This is a genomic window from uncultured Methanobrevibacter sp. (assembly GCF_947169325.1).
Classification (GTDB): domain Archaea; phylum Methanobacteriota; class Methanobacteria; order Methanobacteriales; family Methanobacteriaceae; genus Methanocatella.
Genome location: NZ_CAMVPN010000060.1, coordinates 1 through 16,458 on the forward strand (window position 1 = coordinate 1; position 16,458 = coordinate 16,458).

General features: G+C 41.1%; 14 protein-coding genes. 3 read left to right on the forward strand and 11 right to left on the reverse strand.

From position 1 onward, the window contains the following. Positions 1–391: 391 nt before the first annotated feature. The gene (locus tag Q0W26_RS08595) at positions 392–2,698 is read right to left on the reverse strand and encodes a transglutaminase domain-containing protein (RefSeq protein WP_298523940.1); all 2,307 of its coding nucleotides are present in this window, start codon (positions 2,696–2,698) and stop codon (positions 392–394) included. Between the two features lie 296 nt (positions 2,699–2,994). Here Q0W26_RS08595 and Q0W26_RS08600 point away from each other — a divergent pair, with 296 nt between their 5' ends. Then, a complete protein-coding gene (locus Q0W26_RS08600; RefSeq protein ID WP_298523972.1) occupies positions 2,995–4,089 on the forward strand; it encodes a DUF763 domain-containing protein in 1,095 nt (364 codons plus the stop codon). Here Q0W26_RS08600 and Q0W26_RS08605 read toward each other — a convergent pair. From Q0W26_RS08605 to Q0W26_RS08615, 3 genes are all read right to left on the reverse strand, one after another. Then, positions 4,086–4,625 (reverse strand): tRNA (cytidine(56)-2'-O)-methyltransferase, encoded by a 540-nt coding sequence (locus Q0W26_RS08605; protein WP_298523942.1) that lies wholly within the window; start codon positions 4,623–4,625, stop codon positions 4,086–4,088. The two genes, Q0W26_RS08600 and Q0W26_RS08605, sit on opposite strands and share 4 nt — an antisense overlap. A gap of 253 nt (positions 4,626–4,878) precedes the next feature. Then, positions 4,879–5,661, reverse strand: a complete 783-nt coding sequence (gene cobS / locus Q0W26_RS08610; RefSeq protein WP_298523944.1) for an adenosylcobinamide-GDP ribazoletransferase — start codon at positions 5,659–5,661, stop codon at positions 4,879–4,881. A gap of 2 nt (positions 5,662–5,663) precedes the next feature. Then, positions 5,664–6,740 carry a phosphatidylglycerophosphatase A gene (locus tag Q0W26_RS08615; protein ID WP_298523945.1) on the reverse strand — a complete coding sequence of 359 codons (1,077 nt, stop codon included), beginning with the start codon at positions 6,738–6,740 and terminating at the stop codon, positions 5,664–5,666. A gap of 76 nt (positions 6,741–6,816) precedes the next feature. Here Q0W26_RS08615 and larC point away from each other — a divergent pair, with 76 nt between their 5' ends. Together larC and queC are read left to right on the forward strand one after the other, a co-directional pair. Then, positions 6,817–7,986 carry a nickel pincer cofactor biosynthesis protein LarC gene (larC, locus tag Q0W26_RS08620; RefSeq protein WP_298523948.1) on the forward strand — a complete coding sequence of 390 codons (1,170 nt, stop codon included), beginning with the start codon at positions 6,817–6,819 and terminating at the stop codon, positions 7,984–7,986. Next, entirely contained in the window at positions 7,983–8,660 is a 678-nt protein-coding gene (queC, locus tag Q0W26_RS08625; protein ID WP_298523950.1) for a 7-cyano-7-deazaguanine synthase QueC, read from the forward strand. The genes larC and queC overlap by 4 nt, the downstream gene beginning before the upstream one ends. Here the strand turns inward: queC and Q0W26_RS08630 are convergent. The 7 genes from Q0W26_RS08630 to Q0W26_RS08660 form a co-directional block, all read right to left on the reverse strand. After that, positions 8,657–9,268: a vWA domain-containing protein gene (locus Q0W26_RS08630; protein ID WP_298523952.1), complete on the reverse strand. Its 612-nt coding sequence runs from the start codon at positions 9,266–9,268 to the stop codon at positions 8,657–8,659. The two genes, queC and Q0W26_RS08630, sit on opposite strands and share 4 nt — an antisense overlap. 139 nt (positions 9,269–9,407) lie before the next feature. Next, complete coding sequence (locus Q0W26_RS08635) at positions 9,408–9,812, reverse strand: hypothetical protein (protein WP_298523954.1); 405 nt, start codon at positions 9,810–9,812, stop codon at positions 9,408–9,410. A gap of 5 nt (positions 9,813–9,817) precedes the next feature. Continuing rightward, the gene (locus tag Q0W26_RS08640; RefSeq protein ID WP_298523956.1) at positions 9,818–10,837 is read right to left on the reverse strand and encodes a M48 family metallopeptidase; all 1,020 of its coding nucleotides are present in this window, start codon (positions 10,835–10,837) and stop codon (positions 9,818–9,820) included. 244 nt (positions 10,838–11,081) lie between these two features. After that, positions 11,082–11,630 carry a hypothetical protein gene (locus tag Q0W26_RS08645; RefSeq protein WP_298523959.1) on the reverse strand — a complete coding sequence of 183 codons (549 nt, stop codon included), beginning with the start codon at positions 11,628–11,630 and terminating at the stop codon, positions 11,082–11,084. A 398-nt stretch (positions 11,631–12,028) separates the two neighbouring features. Beyond that, positions 12,029–13,027, reverse strand: coding sequence for an NADH-dependent flavin oxidoreductase (locus Q0W26_RS08650; protein ID WP_298523962.1), 999 nt, complete (start codon positions 13,025–13,027; stop codon positions 12,029–12,031). A 62-nt stretch (positions 13,028–13,089) separates the two neighbouring features. Further along, on the reverse strand, positions 13,090–14,805 hold the full coding sequence (gene oadA / locus Q0W26_RS08655) for a sodium-extruding oxaloacetate decarboxylase subunit alpha (protein WP_298523966.1): 1,716 nt from the start codon (positions 14,803–14,805) through the stop codon (positions 13,090–13,092). 128 nt (positions 14,806–14,933) lie between these two features. Continuing rightward, positions 14,934–16,376, reverse strand: a complete 1,443-nt coding sequence (locus Q0W26_RS08660; protein WP_298523969.1) for a DUF6020 family protein — start codon at positions 16,374–16,376, stop codon at positions 14,934–14,936. Between the last annotated feature and the right edge of the window lie 82 nt (positions 16,377–16,458).

The window sequence follows — 16,458 nt, forward strand, 5'->3', positions numbered from 1 at the left end:
GTAATAAAAAATATATAAAAATTATGAAAATTGTGGGTCGCACTCGTTAATGTCAAAAAGCAATTCATGACAAGGCATCATCAAAAAGAAAACACACACCATAATCAACACACAACGACATTAACACCCACAAATCCACAACCGACAATGACATTACCATTGACCTTTTCACTTTTAAAAAGCAAATTGAAACCAGGATATATATGCACAACCCAATTTAAACCCAAAATTGGAAACCCCGACCGTTAATGTCAAAAAAGTTACAGTAAAACAGTCCCCTTTAAAAAAATTAAATCAAAAAAAGTTAAATGAAATCAGCAGTGAATAGCTGATTTCCTGTTTGTTTAGAAAACAGTGGATTTTAAAGCCGCATCCCGACCAAGCGGTTGACTTAGAACGGAAGCTCGGAATATTTGTTCAATATTCTGTAATTACTGGTATCCCAACTAGTTATGTATCCGAATTTGTTCATCAAATCGCTTGAGTCTGCACAAATCCATGTATTGTCGACTAAAACCTGAGTCCAGACATGACCATATGTCCTGCCTTCCATATAGACGTAGCAGTTTCCATGGACATATCTTGCCTGGAGGCCTGCAGCCCTATAAAGTGCAATCAGGAGATGGGCATGGTCGACACCATTTCCCTTATGGGAAGTCAATGTTTCCACAGCGCCCTTATCCGTATCGAAATAATACTCATATTCGATGTAAAGCTGGACATAGTTGAACAATGCCTTTGCCTTATCCAAGTCGCTGGTTAAACCTTTTGTCAGGGATTTTGCCAATGATTTGATTTTTGCATTGTTGACCTGACAGTTTCTGGTTGCCCTTAGATATGCACTTGATGGAACGGCATTCTTCTCATTGATTCCATCACCATATTGGGAAAGTGTGACTGTTGTGGAGCCTGATTTTGAAGAGGAATTGTAAATGTTGTTTCCTCTGAATACGACTGAAATGGCATATTTTCCTACAGGAACGCTTGTTTTAATGAGGGCGTAACCCTTGGAATCTGTCTTTTCGCTGTAAGTTTCATTGCCGATGACAAGCTCAACCATTTCGCCGGATATAGGAGTTCCGTTGGAATCCTTAAGGTAAACGTTGAATGACTGCATTATATCATTGTATGAAGCCTTATAGTTTCCTGTGATTACAGTGTTGATTCTTTCAAATACAGTTATGACGGATACGCCTGAAGCGTCCTTGATTTTTGAATTTCCGGCAGACTTGTAAGTGACAACATAATTTCCGGCATCCAGATTGATAGGTATTGATGTGAATCCGAAATCGTTGGTGGTATTGGTATATGTTTTGCCGTTGACGTTGAAGGTGACTGTCCTTTTAATCAAAGGAACATCCCCTGCTGTTAGGACCACTCCAAATGGAGTTCCTGCAAAGTTACCGAAAGATGTTGTGCCGTCAACAGTGAATTCTGCATCTGAAGTGTCAAGTATTGTTAAATCCTTAATAATGCATGAATATTTGAAAAACTTGCTTTCCGGGTATTCGCATACAATATAATGCAAGCCAGGTTTCAGTGCCGGAAGCTTTAGATTGACTTCACCATTGCTGTCTGTCTTTTTGGAATATGCTTTATCATCAACAAAAATCTTCAGAGTCTTTCCTGCCTTTGAATTGTCATCCAGAGCAGTTGAAAACTTGATTTTCACTACCTTAGTGTCATTTGTAAGGAATGTGTATGTTGCGGAGGTCAGCTTGGTTGATGCCTTGTTGAAAATCTGAACTGTGCTTGTCTTTGACAGGCCGTCAGGACTATAGCATGTGACCTTGTATGTGCCCTGTTTGAATGTGTTGAACGGCAGGTTCAGCTGGCCTTTGGAATTGGTTGTGTATGTGTATGTCTTGTCGCTGATTTTAACCCTGACCTGCTGTTTGACCAATGCCTTTCCATCGCTTCTGAAGAATTTGGCTGTGAACTTCTTGCTGTCTCCCTTTACCTTCTTAAGGTTGGATGAACTTACTGTTGAGAGGATCTTGAAGTTGACTGTTGACTTCTCACCTGTGCTCGGATTGGTTGTTGCCACCTTGTATGTGCCAGGCTTAAGGTTTACTGCAAGGTTCACCACACCTTTGGAGTTGGTTTTCCTTGTGTATTTCTTTCCGTTGACGGTTATTGCAACATTCTTGTTTTTCAGGACATTTCCCTTTGAATCCAGATATGTTGCCTTGTAGGTTTTACTTCCCTTGTAGTATTTGGTGACATCGCTTGCCTTGATGGTTGTAAGTACCTTAACCTTGCCTGAGAGGTTATTGCCGGCATTGAAATCATCGTCACCATCAAAACGTGCAGTTGCAAGATAGCTTCCAGGATTCAGTTTCACTTTTATGCTGGCTACGCCTTTTGAATTTGTAGTTACAGAATAATTCTTATTGTTCAGTGAAATCTTGACAGTCTTGTTTGCCAGCGGCTTGTTATTGTCAGAATCCTTTAATGTTACCTGGTAATTTCCACTGTAATAGATTTTGGTTGTCGGTGATGTCAGTTGAGTGTTGTTTTTGGTGTCTTGCCCCTCATCATCGCCTATTTGAGATTCATCAGCGATTTGCAGTGGAGCGTCATCAAGCTGAAGGTTAACGTCGCCTGTGTGATTGAGGCCGTCGACTTCGCTTGCCTGAACCGAGCTTACTGAAAAAAGCAAAACCAAAAATGTTATGAATAATATCTTTTTAATCATGATAGCTCCTCTTAAAATCGAATTAAAGATATTTTTTGTACTAACCACTATAAATAGTTTTATTTTGAAATTGAAGAGAAAATGCCCATCATTCATCAGAAATTTTACAAATTCGAATTATTTAATCTTTAAAATCCATGAACCCATTGAAAGTATTCCCAAATGCTAAATCCCCATCATAAAGCATTCAGAAATTGATGAAATTAAGAATATGGAGTAAAGCGAAAATCCCCGAACAATACTTTTCAGCCGCTCTCTCTAAAAAGATAATATAAACAATGAACATAGAGATTATCATGCAAAGAAGAGGCGCAGTTAATCTACCGCTCCATGGAGGGCATCCACCAAAATGGTTGTTTACAAGAATGGTCAAGCTATCCGGAGCATTGGCTTCAGTCATCATTGAAGAGTACAGTCTGGAGGAATTTCTAAACAGAGTGTCCAATCCATACTGGTTTCAGGCATTCTCCTGCGTCCTGGGTTTTGACTGGCACTCTTCCGGAACCACAACAACCACCCTTGGGGCCCTTAAGGCATCGCTTGATGCCGAAGAGCATGGAGTCTATCTGACAGGAGGCAAAGGCGCCAAATCCAGAAAAACGCCTGAAGGGATTGAGCATGCAGGCGAAGTCTTTAACCTGAAAACAAAAACTACCGAAAAGCTGGTTGAGACAAGCAAGCTATCGGCTAAAATTGACAACTCATGCATTCAGGACGGATACACATTGTACCAGCACAACTTCTTTGTAACGGAAAAAGGAGACTGGGCAGTCATCCAGCAGGGTATGAACACACAAAACAAGTACGCCCGAAGGTACCATTGGCTGGGCTCTGAAGTCGACAAGCTTCTAAACGACCCTCACAGCGGAATATCCTGCGATAAAAAGACTCCGAATACCTTGAACATGTCATCAAAGGACAGCGAGGAAGCCCAGAAAATAAGCGTGGATTTAATCAATGACAATCCGAATCATTTAAGGCAGTACTTCAAAAGAAAGGACAATCAGCTGCTTTTGGAAGACTTCACAATGCCTGCGCACCATCCAGTTCTTGACATGGACATTTCGGATAAGGAATTTGAGGTTCTTACCCGAGCATGGGAGATACAGCCTGAAAACTATGAAGAGCTGATTCTTCTTCAGGGAATAGGGCCTAAAAAGATAAGGGCGCTGGCTTTGATTTCCGATCTGGTGTACGGCGAGCCTGCAAGCTGGAAGGATCCTGTGAAATACAGCTTTACCCATGGAGGAAAGGATGGTTTTCCATATCCTGTCGACAGGGAGGTCTATGACAATTCAATCCAGACAATAAGGGATGCCATCGACCAGGCAAGGCTAAAAAAAGATGAAAAGCTGAAAGCCATCAAACGTTTGGATGACTTCATTTCCTAACGGTTTTCGTCATGGATGTTGACAGTTTTGCCGTGAGCGGTAGGAATGACCTCAAGAACAGGATTTTCAAATTCCAAATCAAATTCCTTGCCGTCCATCAGCAGATGCTGAAATACCGCTAGGGAAGAGACCTCGGAATGAGGCTGGGTTGTCACTGACACGTTCCAGTCGGCGGCCTTGTAGACTTTGCCAGGAACCTTTGCACCTCCGACCACTATGAGAATGTCGGAACCGTCATTTCTTATTTCAGGAGCCACTTCATGGGCCTGTGAACCGTACATTGTAAGGTGGACGACCTTTCCGCCATCGGCTTTCCATTTGTTGATGACGCCCATGTAGCTTTCTGCATATTCTATTTCGAAATTTCCACCGAATCTTGAAGAAGTGTCTCTTACGTTTTCCATGAGCTTGTTGTCACGTTCTCCTGCAAGATAAATTTTGCTGGCGCCGAATGCACGGGCGGTCAGGCAGACATGAGTCGTAATACGTGTGTCCCTTTTCAATCTGTGATCCAATCTTAAAACATTAACATTCATAGTATCATTAATAAATTAATCCTGAAAATATATAATGATTTTGAAAGTGATGAGATTACCACGGAACATGAATAAGGGAGGTTTAATACATACACAAAAAATAATTACCGTTTTATAAATATGGTGAGATATCTTAATACAATATTAATTGAGAAAGAATGTGGTAAATCTCATCAATACTAGCTTTAGACCTTCTAGTATATAAGCAAGTGATAAGCTAAGGCCAATATTGATTTTGACTTGTAAAATTTACCTAAAAGAAAAATAAGGCTACTGCCATAAACAGCAATGAGAACAGACGACCCACTTCATTGCTCATTCCAAGCACATCACCGTTTGCCAAAACGAAATTTCTCCTTGCAATGATGGCTATGATGATGCCGCTTACTATAGCACCTATTACTCCAAGCATCCCAACAACATCCGCCAGAAGCCCTGCGATGATTGCTATGATTATTGTTGATGCAAAATAGTTGGCCAGATTTGTTTCCTTAATGAAATAGCTTCCGATTCCAGGAGTGAGAGGCTCGGACAAGAGTGCTGTTGTAAGCAAGGATATTTTAGCGGACATTTCACAGATTATGATTCCGTAAATGAAATTGTAGTCCAGAATGTTGTACAGCCCGGCAATTGTGAGACTGGCAACCAGAAAAAGCGTTGCAACGCCTCCGGCACCTACTGATGAGTCCTTCATCACGCGGATTTTCTTTTCGGGATCTCCGTGAACCATGACTCCGTCCGCCATGTCCATGACTCCGTCAAGATGATTGTAACCTGTTATGAGCATGAGGAACGCATATACAATGGCGGCTGTGAAAAATGAATTCAGATGCAGAACCTCCATGGACACATATCCGCAGATTGCTGCCAAAATTCCGATGAAAATGTGCAGGAACGGCCAACACCATGTAAGCTTTGTCATGTACTCGATTGACGTGTATACATTAATCGGAAGTATTGTTGAGAATGTCAGAAGCCCTAAAAGGGACCTTACCGGTGAGAATTCCTCATCTTCAAAGTAATTATCGTTTTCCATTGTTATTCCTCAAATATTTTTGACGCGCAGCCTGCAATCAATCCTGCGAAAATGTCATCAAGAATCGGCGGCAGTCCCCAGATGATTCCTGGTTTTGCATCGGCGTATCTCTTAAAGTTAACCGCTCCTTTGGTTCCGGCAATCTGGTTTGCGATTGCCATGCCCAGAACATCATCGCTGCAAAGGCCATCGGGATTATCCGAGAGGTCGACTTCACGAATGCGGTTGGCTTCAAGGTCCTGTTCGGTTCTCATCGCAGCCACCAGAAGCGCAATGACATTTACGTCCTCCAACGATTTAAGAATCTGCGCCTCCATTCTGGCTTTAAGCTCGTCGGTAATCTCAACATCATCCACAAGCTCCAAACCGGCTTCAACCAGATCCCCGATTAGGATTCCCAAACTCACAAAGTAGTCGAGAATTCCGAATGTCAGGCCCATCCTTTCAAAGGCATCCTCAATGCTGATTTCGATTGCATCTTCAAGTCTGATTTTCAAATCGTTAATGTTAATCTCATCATAAAGGACGTTGTTGATGTCAAGAACATTGCCGTCGCCCTTGACATTGGACAGAACAGCTAAAAAATCGTCGCTGTTGAGAATGTTTTGAATGTGAAGCGGCAGGTTCATGTTGGCCAGCACCTTTGCCTTTATGTTGGTTATGATCTTGAATATCTTAAGCAAATCACGGGGGGACAGAGTCCTGTCGATGTAGACCACATGGCTTATGCTGATTCTTGCATCCACAAATCCTTTGGCTGAATTTGCGACTTTCAAAGTATCTGTAAAGTCTTCAACACCAACATCGTTTGAAAGGAACGTGAAAACCGTCAAATCGCCATATGAATTCCTGAAGTAGTCAAGGCCTTTGGTTGCCTGGGCAATATATGAGCCCTGTGCTTGGTTGAATGTCTCTGCCTTTTTTCCGCAAGCGTCAAATTCATCCTTTGCCTTCAGGATGTTGATATTTTCAACGATGTCTATGCCGTCGCTGACTGTGAAGTCGCTGAATGCCAGAAAATGGTTCGGATTGTTGATGCATATCCCATAGTCCTTTTCAATGATGTTAATGTTATCCATATTAACTACCTACAATATAACTATATATAATTATTCAATTTAAATTTATATTATTGAACTTAACAGAGACCATATCATGACAATCATTATTGATCCGCAATCCAGCGGAATAGCTGGAAACATGATTATAGGCGCCCTTGTCGATTTAGGCGCAGACCCAAATGAAGTGAAGGAAATTATGGAAAAATCCGCTGAGGACTTTGGAAAAGTGAGCGTTAGCTTTGAAAAGGTCACAAAGCACGGAATAGATTCTACATACTGCAGGGTGGAAATGCTTGAAGAAAAGCCTCCAGTCGACTATCCGGAATTCATGGAAAAAATAAGAAATCTCGATTTGGATGATGAGGTTAAGGAGACTTCAATGAAAGTCTTTGAGAGAATCGGACATGCGGAATCGAAAGTTCATGGAAAATCCTTAGATGAGCTTCATTTTCATGAGGTTGGTGCTAGCGACGCCGTGGCGGACGTAATCGGGTCAATATATGCGTACCGTTCACTTAATCTTAACAGCCAGAAGATAATCGGCCTTCCAATAGCCGTCGGAGGAGGACGCGTGAAAACCGCACACGGAACTCTCCCAGTTCCTGCTCCGGCAGTTGTGGAAATCCTGAAGGATGCAAAGATTGTTGGAGGTCCTGTCGACTCCGAGCTTGCAACCCCTACCGGAGCGGCAATATATGCTGAAATATGCGATGAAATAAGGGAATTCATTCCTATGATAAAGCCCAATAAAGTGGCTTACGGCGCCGGAAAGAAAGACTTTGACCACCCGAATGTCTTAAGGATAATCGAAAGCTCCGACATCACTGAAAACGACAGCGTTGACGTTATCGAAACAAACATCGATCATCTGACCGGTGAGGAAATCGGATATCTCTTTGACCGCCTGCTTGACTGCGGAGCCTCAGACGTTTCTGTCACCCCGACAATAATGAAGAAAAACAGGCAGGGAAGCATCCTGAAGGTGATTTCAAAAAGAGCCAACAGGGATAAGTTGGTTGAAGCAATCTTTAAGGAAACAGGAAGCCTTGGAATAAGGATATCCCCGAGCGTCCACAGAGGAGTTGCAAAAAGGGAATTCGTAACCGAAACGTTCAACATTAACGGCAAGGATTATGAGGTCACATTTAAAATAGCATACATCAACGGCGAGACTATATCAAAAAGGGCAGAATATGAAGACCTAAAAAGAATTGCTCAGGACAGTGGCCTTGCCCTTAGAGACGTAAAAGAGATGATAAGATGAAAAAGGCGATTTCAGTACTGTCAGGCGGCCTTGACTGCACAGTTGCAACCAGCGTTTATGCAGAAGAATATGAAATTCATGCAATAACATTCAATTACGGACAGAAAAGCTTTGAAAGGGAGCTTAAAGCTGCAAAAGAGATATGTGCGGAGATGAACTGGTCGCATGAAGTCATCGACCTTCCATGGCTTTCAAAAATAAGCACATCAAGCCTGAACACCACAGAGGAAATTCCTGAAGTGTTCATTGATGATCTGGACGACCTTGAAAAGAGCATCGAAAGCGCAAGCAGCGTTTGGGTTCCTGCAAGAAATATGGTCTTCACGTCAATTGCAGTATCCTACGCCGAATCCCTTGGAGCCGAAATCATAATCGTCGGATGGGATGCTGAAGAAGCCGCAACATTTCCCGACAACTCCAAAGAATTCTTGAATGCATTCAATGAACTTATTGATGTAGGCTCACCTGATAAGATTAGGATTGAAGCACCGGCAATTGATTTGAATAAAGAGGAAATAGTAAAGTTAGGAGTTGAAGTCGGTGCTCCAATGCATTTGAGCTACTCATGCTACAAGGGCGGCGAGAAACACTGCGGCGTTTGTGAAAGCTGCATGAGGAGAAAACGGGCATTCGACAAATTGGGAATTAAAGATGAAAGCGAATATGAAGTCTAGTCATATTCCTCCAAATCCTTTTTCCAGTTTACTTCATCAAGACTCACGTCGTTTCTCATGCAATTTGTTACGCATTCAACGGAACTGTATAGGTTCTTGATGCCTTCTTTTGATTTTCTGTAATTTGCAACCCTTGATTTTTTGATGCCTATGCTTCCGGCTTCGGAATAGGAATCTATATCGGCACCTATGAAGAGGAATTCCCAGTCATGGTTGTCGATCATGCTTTTGACCTGTGACTTTGAAAATTCGACTGAAGCGTTTTCCTTTCCGTCAGTCATTATGACAAATAGGACTTGGTTGCTTATTTCCTTATCCAGAGTTGTTATTGTTCTTCCGATTGCATCAAGAAGGGCTGTTGAGCCACGTACATAGTATTCGTTTGGAGTCAAATCGCTTACATTATGGACAGGTTTTCTTTTGTAGAGGACTTCATACTTATGGTCAAAGAGGATTGTTGTTACGCTGACGTTGCCCTCCTTGCTTTTTTCATTTTTTATGAATGAATTGAATCCACCGATTGTGTCTTCTTCACTGCCGTACATGGATCCGCTTCTGTCAATGAGAAATACCAGATCCAGACTTTTTTGAGGCATTATCTTAACCATTTTTTCACTTCCCGATATTTTTATGAATATGTTATTAATATGTTGTTAATAACTTACACACAATATTATATCCGAGGCAGTATATATACTTTATGGAATGAAAAAAATAAAGTCCCCAAAAAAAGGGGGGGGTGAAAGACTAATCTGATTTCTTGGCGGCTGGTTTGGTGTTCTTTTTGGATTTTTTCTTAGTGGATTTCTTTTTCTTTGACTTCTTCTTTTTGGATTTCTTTTTCTTGGATTTTGAATCCTCCTCATCATCATCCTTTGGATAAGGCATATAAGGAATGTATTCCACATCATCCAAAATCTCAAATCCCTTTTTGGTAAGCCTATAAATACGCCCCTTCTTATATTCCGGATTGACGCATTCGACAACACCCACACGTGCCAATGCCCTCAACACATAGGATATGTGATTTCGAAGCAATCCAGTATCTGTTGCAATATTGGTTGGAATCTTATATCCACGACCGAGTGACTGTACAATTTTAACCCTATAAGATGACCTGTTAATGTATACTATAAGATGCTCATCGTCCATATTCATCACCTAAGTTTGTTTCCGCAATTTGTGCAAAAGGAATATCCCTCACTTATCAAAGCTCCGCATTTGGCGCACTTCAGCTCCTCCTCGAATCTGGCCCCGCAATTTGTGCAGAATTTAGCGTCAATGTCTGCAGGCGAACCACATTCCTGACAGTATTTCGCCACATTTCCACCGGTTGGCTTCGGGGATTTGAAGTTTCCCTTCGGATTTGATGAATCGCTTAAAACGGGTGCGGAATAGAAATCCTTATCGTTTTCTATTTCAACTATCAGCTGCCTCATGGCATCGATTCTTTTGCTGTCTGAGGGATGGGTTGAAAAGAAGTCATGATTGTTCGGATTTCCTCCGGCCATTGATTGCCAGAATTCAGGAATGGAGGATATGTCATATCCTGCCCAATGAATTATCATCATTCCAAGCTTATCCGCTTCAAGTTCCTGGTCCCTTCCCCACGGATTCATAAAAAGAAACTGGGATCCTATGCTTGCAACGTTTGTAGCTGCCCTTGCAAGACCTCCAATTTCCCCCAATCCGACAAGGTCAAGTGCAAAGCTTCCAATCCAGGCAGCAGAGGTAACCGCATTATGAGCATTTTGAGCGCTCACTCTTGTTCTTGAGTGGTCAAGCAATGCGTGAGCCATTTCGTGGCCCAGGATAAACGCAACCTTTTCTTCACTGTCAGCAACTGAAAGAATTCCTGAAAACATGACGATTTTACCTCCCGGCATGCAGAATGCGTTTACAGTGTCATCTGCAACCAGATGGAAATCCCAATCGTAGTAATCCTTGGTGTAATCGCTCCTTCCAATCTGAGCCAAATGATTCTCGACTGCCTGAATCAATCTTATTGCAACGCTTCTAACCATCTGCCCGCTTGGAGTATTGTCAAGAAGCTGCGCCTGATTGATCATGGAGTAGTATTCGTTATATGAATCCTCAAGAAACTTGTCGTCGTTTACAATGTCAAAATGCGATTTGCCCGTGAACGGGTTGATGCTGCTTCTGTCATCTTTTGCCATACTGCACCTCTACAAATTAATTCTTACATTATAATATAATTATAACAATATATTTATTTTGTGATTTGATATGCCTTTGCCATGATTGAAAAGCACATGAATCAAATCAGGTGTAAGAAATGACATCGGTGATGAATTAAATTGTCATTTGACATTTGATTAATTGAATCTATCAAAATAATCGAAGAAAAAAAAACTTTCCAAAAATTCTAGATTAAAAACCGCACAGAAACTATAATAATAGTTAAATTTCAGGATAGAAATCTATTTCATATCCTAGAATCTCCATAATCATCAGCTCATCTCTGGCGTCCTTGATTGCATTGTGGGATTCACAGTAATCATCTTTACCCAATATCTGAAGCATAGGCTCCACGCCAAAGCCCCTTTTAAGCCGGCCGGTCTTGCAGCACGGAAGATGATCGGGAATATGAGGATTGTGCTGCTTATAAGCTGCAACCTTCATGATGTCGTGCCAAGAGAAATCAGAAAGCTCTGGAAGATGCCGTTTATCAAATGATGCATTGTATGCAAACAGATCATCAACACCATTTGAATTGAGAAGCAACCTTAAATCATCAATGACATCACCTCTGTGTCCTGTCAGGATTTCATGAGTAGTGCTTCGCATTGATTTGGAATACATGCCTCCTACCTTTTCCTCCTGAGGCAAAATGTAATATCTGGAATCTGTATGCTTGAAATTTTTGCTCCTTGCTATCAGAACGCCGATAGACATCACATCATCGTTCCAGTTTGTTTCAGTGTCTATGACTGCAAATCTTCTTGACATGTTACTCCCTTCCAATGATATTTTTGAATTTAATCAGTAATATATTTTAATTAAAAGACTGATGGCGACCTGATTTATGATAACTGAAAATGCTGATTTAAAATGGTTAAAAAGAAGTTATCTGCTTAAAGATGAAAAAATATGAGTAGAACAAATACCTCGTTGAACCACAATTTCAGGAAAATCATTCCTCAAAATGAAAATATTTATATAGATTCATGAATAGATGTTAAATAAAGATTAGAAGGTGAAAGCCAACTATTGGTTCAGCCTGCACGTCTTTGTCACCGCTGGTGGCGACATTCCACGGAATCATATTCCGGAGGCCTATTAGGTGGCTGCAGGTTCTTTAATCTTAAAACGACTAATTTTAAACCAGATACTAAAAAAATTAATGACTAGTATTTAAAACAAATACTGGTCTTTTTGGAATAACAGTTATTGCAGCTCTGACAGATTGCCACACCTTCGCCGTCCCGTTTCCAGTCTGCCAAAAAGTCGGCCTGTGCAACAAACGGCTTTGACATTGAAACGAATTCAACATTGGTGCTGTTTAACACATCATTGATTTTTGCCATTTCCCTTAAAGATCCTCCAAGCACCACAGGAATGTCAACCGCATCAATCAAATCATCAACATAAACCAGAAACGGATGCTTTACACCCCTATCATAAATCTGAGAAATTGTTCGGGCAGTCAGCTGAATGCTGTCGGCACCGGCCTTTTCAAGCTCACATGCAATGGCAATGCTTTCCTCATCTGTAACGCCTCCTTTTCTAACATCCCAAGGATTGATTCTGCAGCTTACATGCATGTCCATTGTCTTTTTGATGACTTTGATAATCTCTGATGAAATCCTCACGCGGTTTTCTGTGTTTCCTCCATATTTGTCGCTTCTCTGATTAAAGTAAGGATTCATGAAGCGGGATAAATAAAAATTGTTTCCCATGTTTATCTGAATTCCGTCAAAACCTGCAAATGAGAACTTCTTGGCGGCCATGATGACTTCAGCCTGCAATTTACGGATTCCCTCTTCGGTAATGTCATTGGCTTCCACCTTCTGGTTTTCACCATCATCATAATAGAAAAATGCCAGCTGGCCCAAAATAGGCACATCGTATTTATGGACAATATCAGTTACCATTTTATAATCCTTTATAAAACCCTTATAGTTCAGACTGGAAGAGTACGGGAAGAACCTATCCTTGTGGTCAAAGGCAAATATTTCAGATACTATCAGTCCTGTTCCGGAACCTGCAATTTTTTCATACCTGTCATATATTGCAGGACTTAGAAATCCTCCCTCTTCGGTTTCCGTTTCCCATGTGCCTGTTCTGACAATCCTGCTTTTAAGCTTCAAATCTCCAAACTGACACTCATCAAAAATATCTTTCATAATAAAACCCCAAAATTAATGAGCATTAAAAATTAAAAACAAAAAAAGAATATGATGGCAATCTATTTGATTACCATTAAAATGTCACCTGCACTGACAGCATCACCAGGTTCTACGAAAATTTCCTCAACAACACCCTCCCATTCTGCTTGGATGTCGTTTTCCATTTTCATGGCCTCAATAACACCGAGTGTGGTTCCTGTTTCGATTTTATCCCCAACATTGACGTTGAGCTTGATTATCATACCCTGCATTGAGGATATTACTCCTCCCTCAACTTCACCGACAGGCCCTGCTGGCTGAGCTGCACCTTCACCGATTTCCATAAATCCAGTAGGCATGATTTTAACTTCGAAAATGTCACCATCAACTTCAACGTTGTATTCAGTTGGAATTCCAATGCTGTCATCAAGATGATGAGGTTGTGCCAATTCTTCCTCTTCCGCTTCACCCTTAAGGAATCTTGGAGCGATTGGAGGATAGAGAGCATAGGTCAATGCATCCTCATCGGATTTAACGAAACCTTTTTCTTCACCTTCAGATTTGAACTTGTCAAATTCAGGTTCAAGCAAGTCTGCAGGTCTGCAGGTGATGACCTCTTCGTCTCCGATGATTTTTTTGGAGATTTCCTCATTTACAGGAGCAGGAGGTTTACCGTACATTCCTCTCATGTACTCTTTTACTTCGTTGGATACTGTTTTGTATCTCTCTCCTCCAAGCACGTTCATTACTGATTGGATTCCGACAATCTGGCTTGTCGGAGTTACCAGTGGTGGGTATCCCATGTCCTTTCTCACACGTGGCATTTCCTCTAAAACATCACTGTATCTGTCAAGGGCATTCTGCTCCTTAAGTTGTGATATGAGGTTTGAAAGCATTCCACCAGGAATTTGGTATAATAAAACATCAGCATCGATACTTTCAGAAATCGGATCAAGAATTCCCAGATATTTCTCTTTGATGTCATCGAAGTACTTTTTGATGTGAGTTAATAATTTTAAATCGAGACCTGTATCGAATTCGGTTCCCTGAAGTGCTGCAACCATACTTTCGGTTGGAGGTTGGCTTGTTCCCCATGAAAGAGGTGAAATTGCAGTGTCCAATATATCAACACCAGCCTGACATGCGGCATAGTAACTGATTGGTGTCATACCGCTTGTACAGTGACAGTGCAAATCAACTAGCAAATCGGTTTCTTCCTTAAGTGCTGAGACCAAATCATAAGCGGCCTTAGGAGTTATCAAACCAGCCATATCCTTGATAGCTACTGAATCACAGTCAAGTGCTTCCAGGTCTTTGGCAAGGTCAACGAATCCTTCCAAAGTGTGTACAGGACTGATTGTGTAACTGATAGTACCCTGTACATGGGCACCCTGGTCTTTTGCAACCTTGATTGCCTTTTCCATGTTTCTGATATCATTTAGTGCATCAAAAACCCTGAAAATGTCAACCCCATTTTCATAGGACTTTTCAACGAATTTTGTAACTATGTCATCGGGATAATGCTTGTAGCCTACAAGGTTCTGTCCTCTTAAAAGCATTTGAATTGGAGTCTTGTTGAATTCAGATTTCAATTGCCTTAACCTTTCCCAAGGATCCTCGTTCAAGTATCTAATACATGTATCAAAAGTAGCTCCACCCCATGCTTCAACTGAGAAATATCCTACGTTGTCCATCTCTTCTGCAATAGGAATCATGTCTCTGGTTCTCATCCTTGTTGCAAGCAGGGACTGGTGAGCATCACGAAGTGCTGTTTCTGTAAATCTTACTTTTGCCATTAATTTACACCTCTTTTAAATTTAATTTATAAATAATGTTAGATTATCCAACTATAATATATGATTTTGATATTATATAAATTGATAATATAAAACAGATTAAATGAGAAAAAAGTAAGAAATGAAATTCACGATTCATCAGTTGAATACCGCCTCAACCCAATCAGAATTATTACCAGCATATAGCAGACAAGCAGATTAGCATACAGATATCTGTTGTCCTGAATCGGTGTCGACGCAAATACTATCAAGATATTCAGGAGATTCGGAACATAAAGCAGATATATCTCTCTGGAGCCTGTGATGAAGTGTATACCAACCAGAATAATAATCGAGAGATACATATACAGTGCAGGGCTGTTGAAGAGAGTATCCGGTATGAAATGGGCTTCGATTCCCAGCGGAAGCAGATTTAAAACCGTGAATACCGGAGTTCCCCAATTGGCATATGATAGATTTTCATAGTCATGAGTAGGAGTGAAATTGCGAGGAGTATAATACATTTCAAAATCCGATTGAAGCCTGTCACTTTCACCGCTTAAATAATACGGTCGTCCAAGCCAATCGTCATGCCTTATAATGTCCCAAACCATCGGCGATGAGGCAAACAAGTACTCAAGACAATGGAGAGGATTTCTCAACGAATACTTTATTGCCAGTCCGATATATGTGCCTTTGGCCTCGTCAAAGAGCTTGTAATTGGATATTGCCCATATCTTATCAGATCCCGTTGGAATGTAGCTATCATTTATTCTATTCGCATCAAGCAGTTCATGGATTTTTTCCCTGTCGCCGTCTTCGATTTCCAGATTCAAATCATAATCCGCAAGCATATGGGCTGTTTTTGTCATCAGCGCATCCTTTTCGTTATCATGAACATCATAAACAATGTTCAGCGAGGATATCAAAAGAATAAATGTTATTGTCAATACAGACAGCAAAACCGCCATCTTACGGTTCTTTTTTATGAAAAGATATGCGCAATAAATGATTAGAGAAACACCTACGACATACATTCCGTTTCCCCTCAGCTGAGCCACGAAAGCCATGACCACTGAAAGGAATATGACGAAGCGGTAGTCGACAGATCCCTTCCTGTCTATCATCACCTTGATTAAAAAGCATAGAAACATCAGAAAATAGCTGAACAGGATGTCCTTCCACAATGTTATCGAATACAACGCATTAATTGGTATCAGACAGATTATCAGGGTAACGATTACCTGCAGCCTGAAGGGCTTGGTGATTTGAAGCTCATCATCGCGATGATACTTGCAGATAACCATCCACATTGTGGAGAATACCAGAATCTGCAAGATGCATACTGATATTGTGCCGGGATACACGCTCAGGCACAGCATGGTGATAAACGTGTGGAAAAAGGGATGCCAATTGGTAAACTGACCAGAAGCAATCTGATGCAGCTGATTGAATGTGTCGTATGTGGCAATTCCTGGATTGAATACCGCAAGATAAAGTGAAAATATGATTACGGGTATTAAAAAAATCAGTAGGTCCCTATAGTTAAGTTTGCGGATTTCGCCAATCACGCCGTCTGCCTGCAGTTGCATGATTAGAGGTATGTTGAAACTATTATATATTTATAAGTAAAATAAAAAACGACGTTCACAGGACAAGATCCGAGATATGGGC

Excerpts from the sequence above, each read along its gene's own strand:
- Q0W26_RS08595 (WP_298523940.1), bottom strand. The coding sequence starts at position 2,698 with ATGATTAAAAAGATATTATTCATAACATTTTTGGTTTTGCTTTTTTCA.
- Q0W26_RS08600 (WP_298523972.1), top strand. The coding sequence starts at position 2,995 with ATGCAAAGAAGAGGCGCAGTTAATCTACCGCTCCATGGAGGGCATCCA.
- Q0W26_RS08605 (WP_298523942.1), bottom strand. The coding sequence starts at position 4,625 with ATGAATGTTAATGTTTTAAGATTGGATCACAGATTGAAAAGGGACACA.
- cobS (WP_298523944.1), bottom strand. The coding sequence starts at position 5,661 with ATGGAAAACGATAATTACTTTGAAGATGAGGAATTCTCACCGGTAAGG.
- Q0W26_RS08615 (WP_298523945.1), bottom strand. The coding sequence starts at position 6,740 with ATGGATAACATTAACATCATTGAAAAGGACTATGGGATATGCATCAAC.
- larC (WP_298523948.1), top strand. The coding sequence starts at position 6,817 with ATGACAATCATTATTGATCCGCAATCCAGCGGAATAGCTGGAAACATG.
- queC (WP_298523950.1), top strand. The coding sequence starts at position 7,983 with ATGAAAAAGGCGATTTCAGTACTGTCAGGCGGCCTTGACTGCACAGTT.
- Q0W26_RS08630 (WP_298523952.1), bottom strand. The coding sequence starts at position 9,268 with ATGGTTAAGATAATGCCTCAAAAAAGTCTGGATCTGGTATTTCTCATT.
- Q0W26_RS08635 (WP_298523954.1), bottom strand. The coding sequence starts at position 9,812 with ATGGACGATGAGCATCTTATAGTATACATTAACAGGTCATCTTATAGG.
- Q0W26_RS08640 (WP_298523956.1), bottom strand. The coding sequence starts at position 10,837 with ATGGCAAAAGATGACAGAAGCAGCATCAACCCGTTCACGGGCAAATCG.
- Q0W26_RS08645 (WP_298523959.1), bottom strand. The coding sequence starts at position 11,630 with ATGTCAAGAAGATTTGCAGTCATAGACACTGAAACAAACTGGAACGAT.
- Q0W26_RS08650 (WP_298523962.1), bottom strand. The coding sequence starts at position 13,027 with ATGAAAGATATTTTTGATGAGTGTCAGTTTGGAGATTTGAAGCTTAAA.
- oadA (WP_298523966.1), bottom strand. The coding sequence starts at position 14,805 with ATGGCAAAAGTAAGATTTACAGAAACAGCACTTCGTGATGCTCACCAG.
- Q0W26_RS08660 (WP_298523969.1), bottom strand. The coding sequence starts at position 16,376 with ATGCAACTGCAGGCAGACGGCGTGATTGGCGAAATCCGCAAACTTAAC.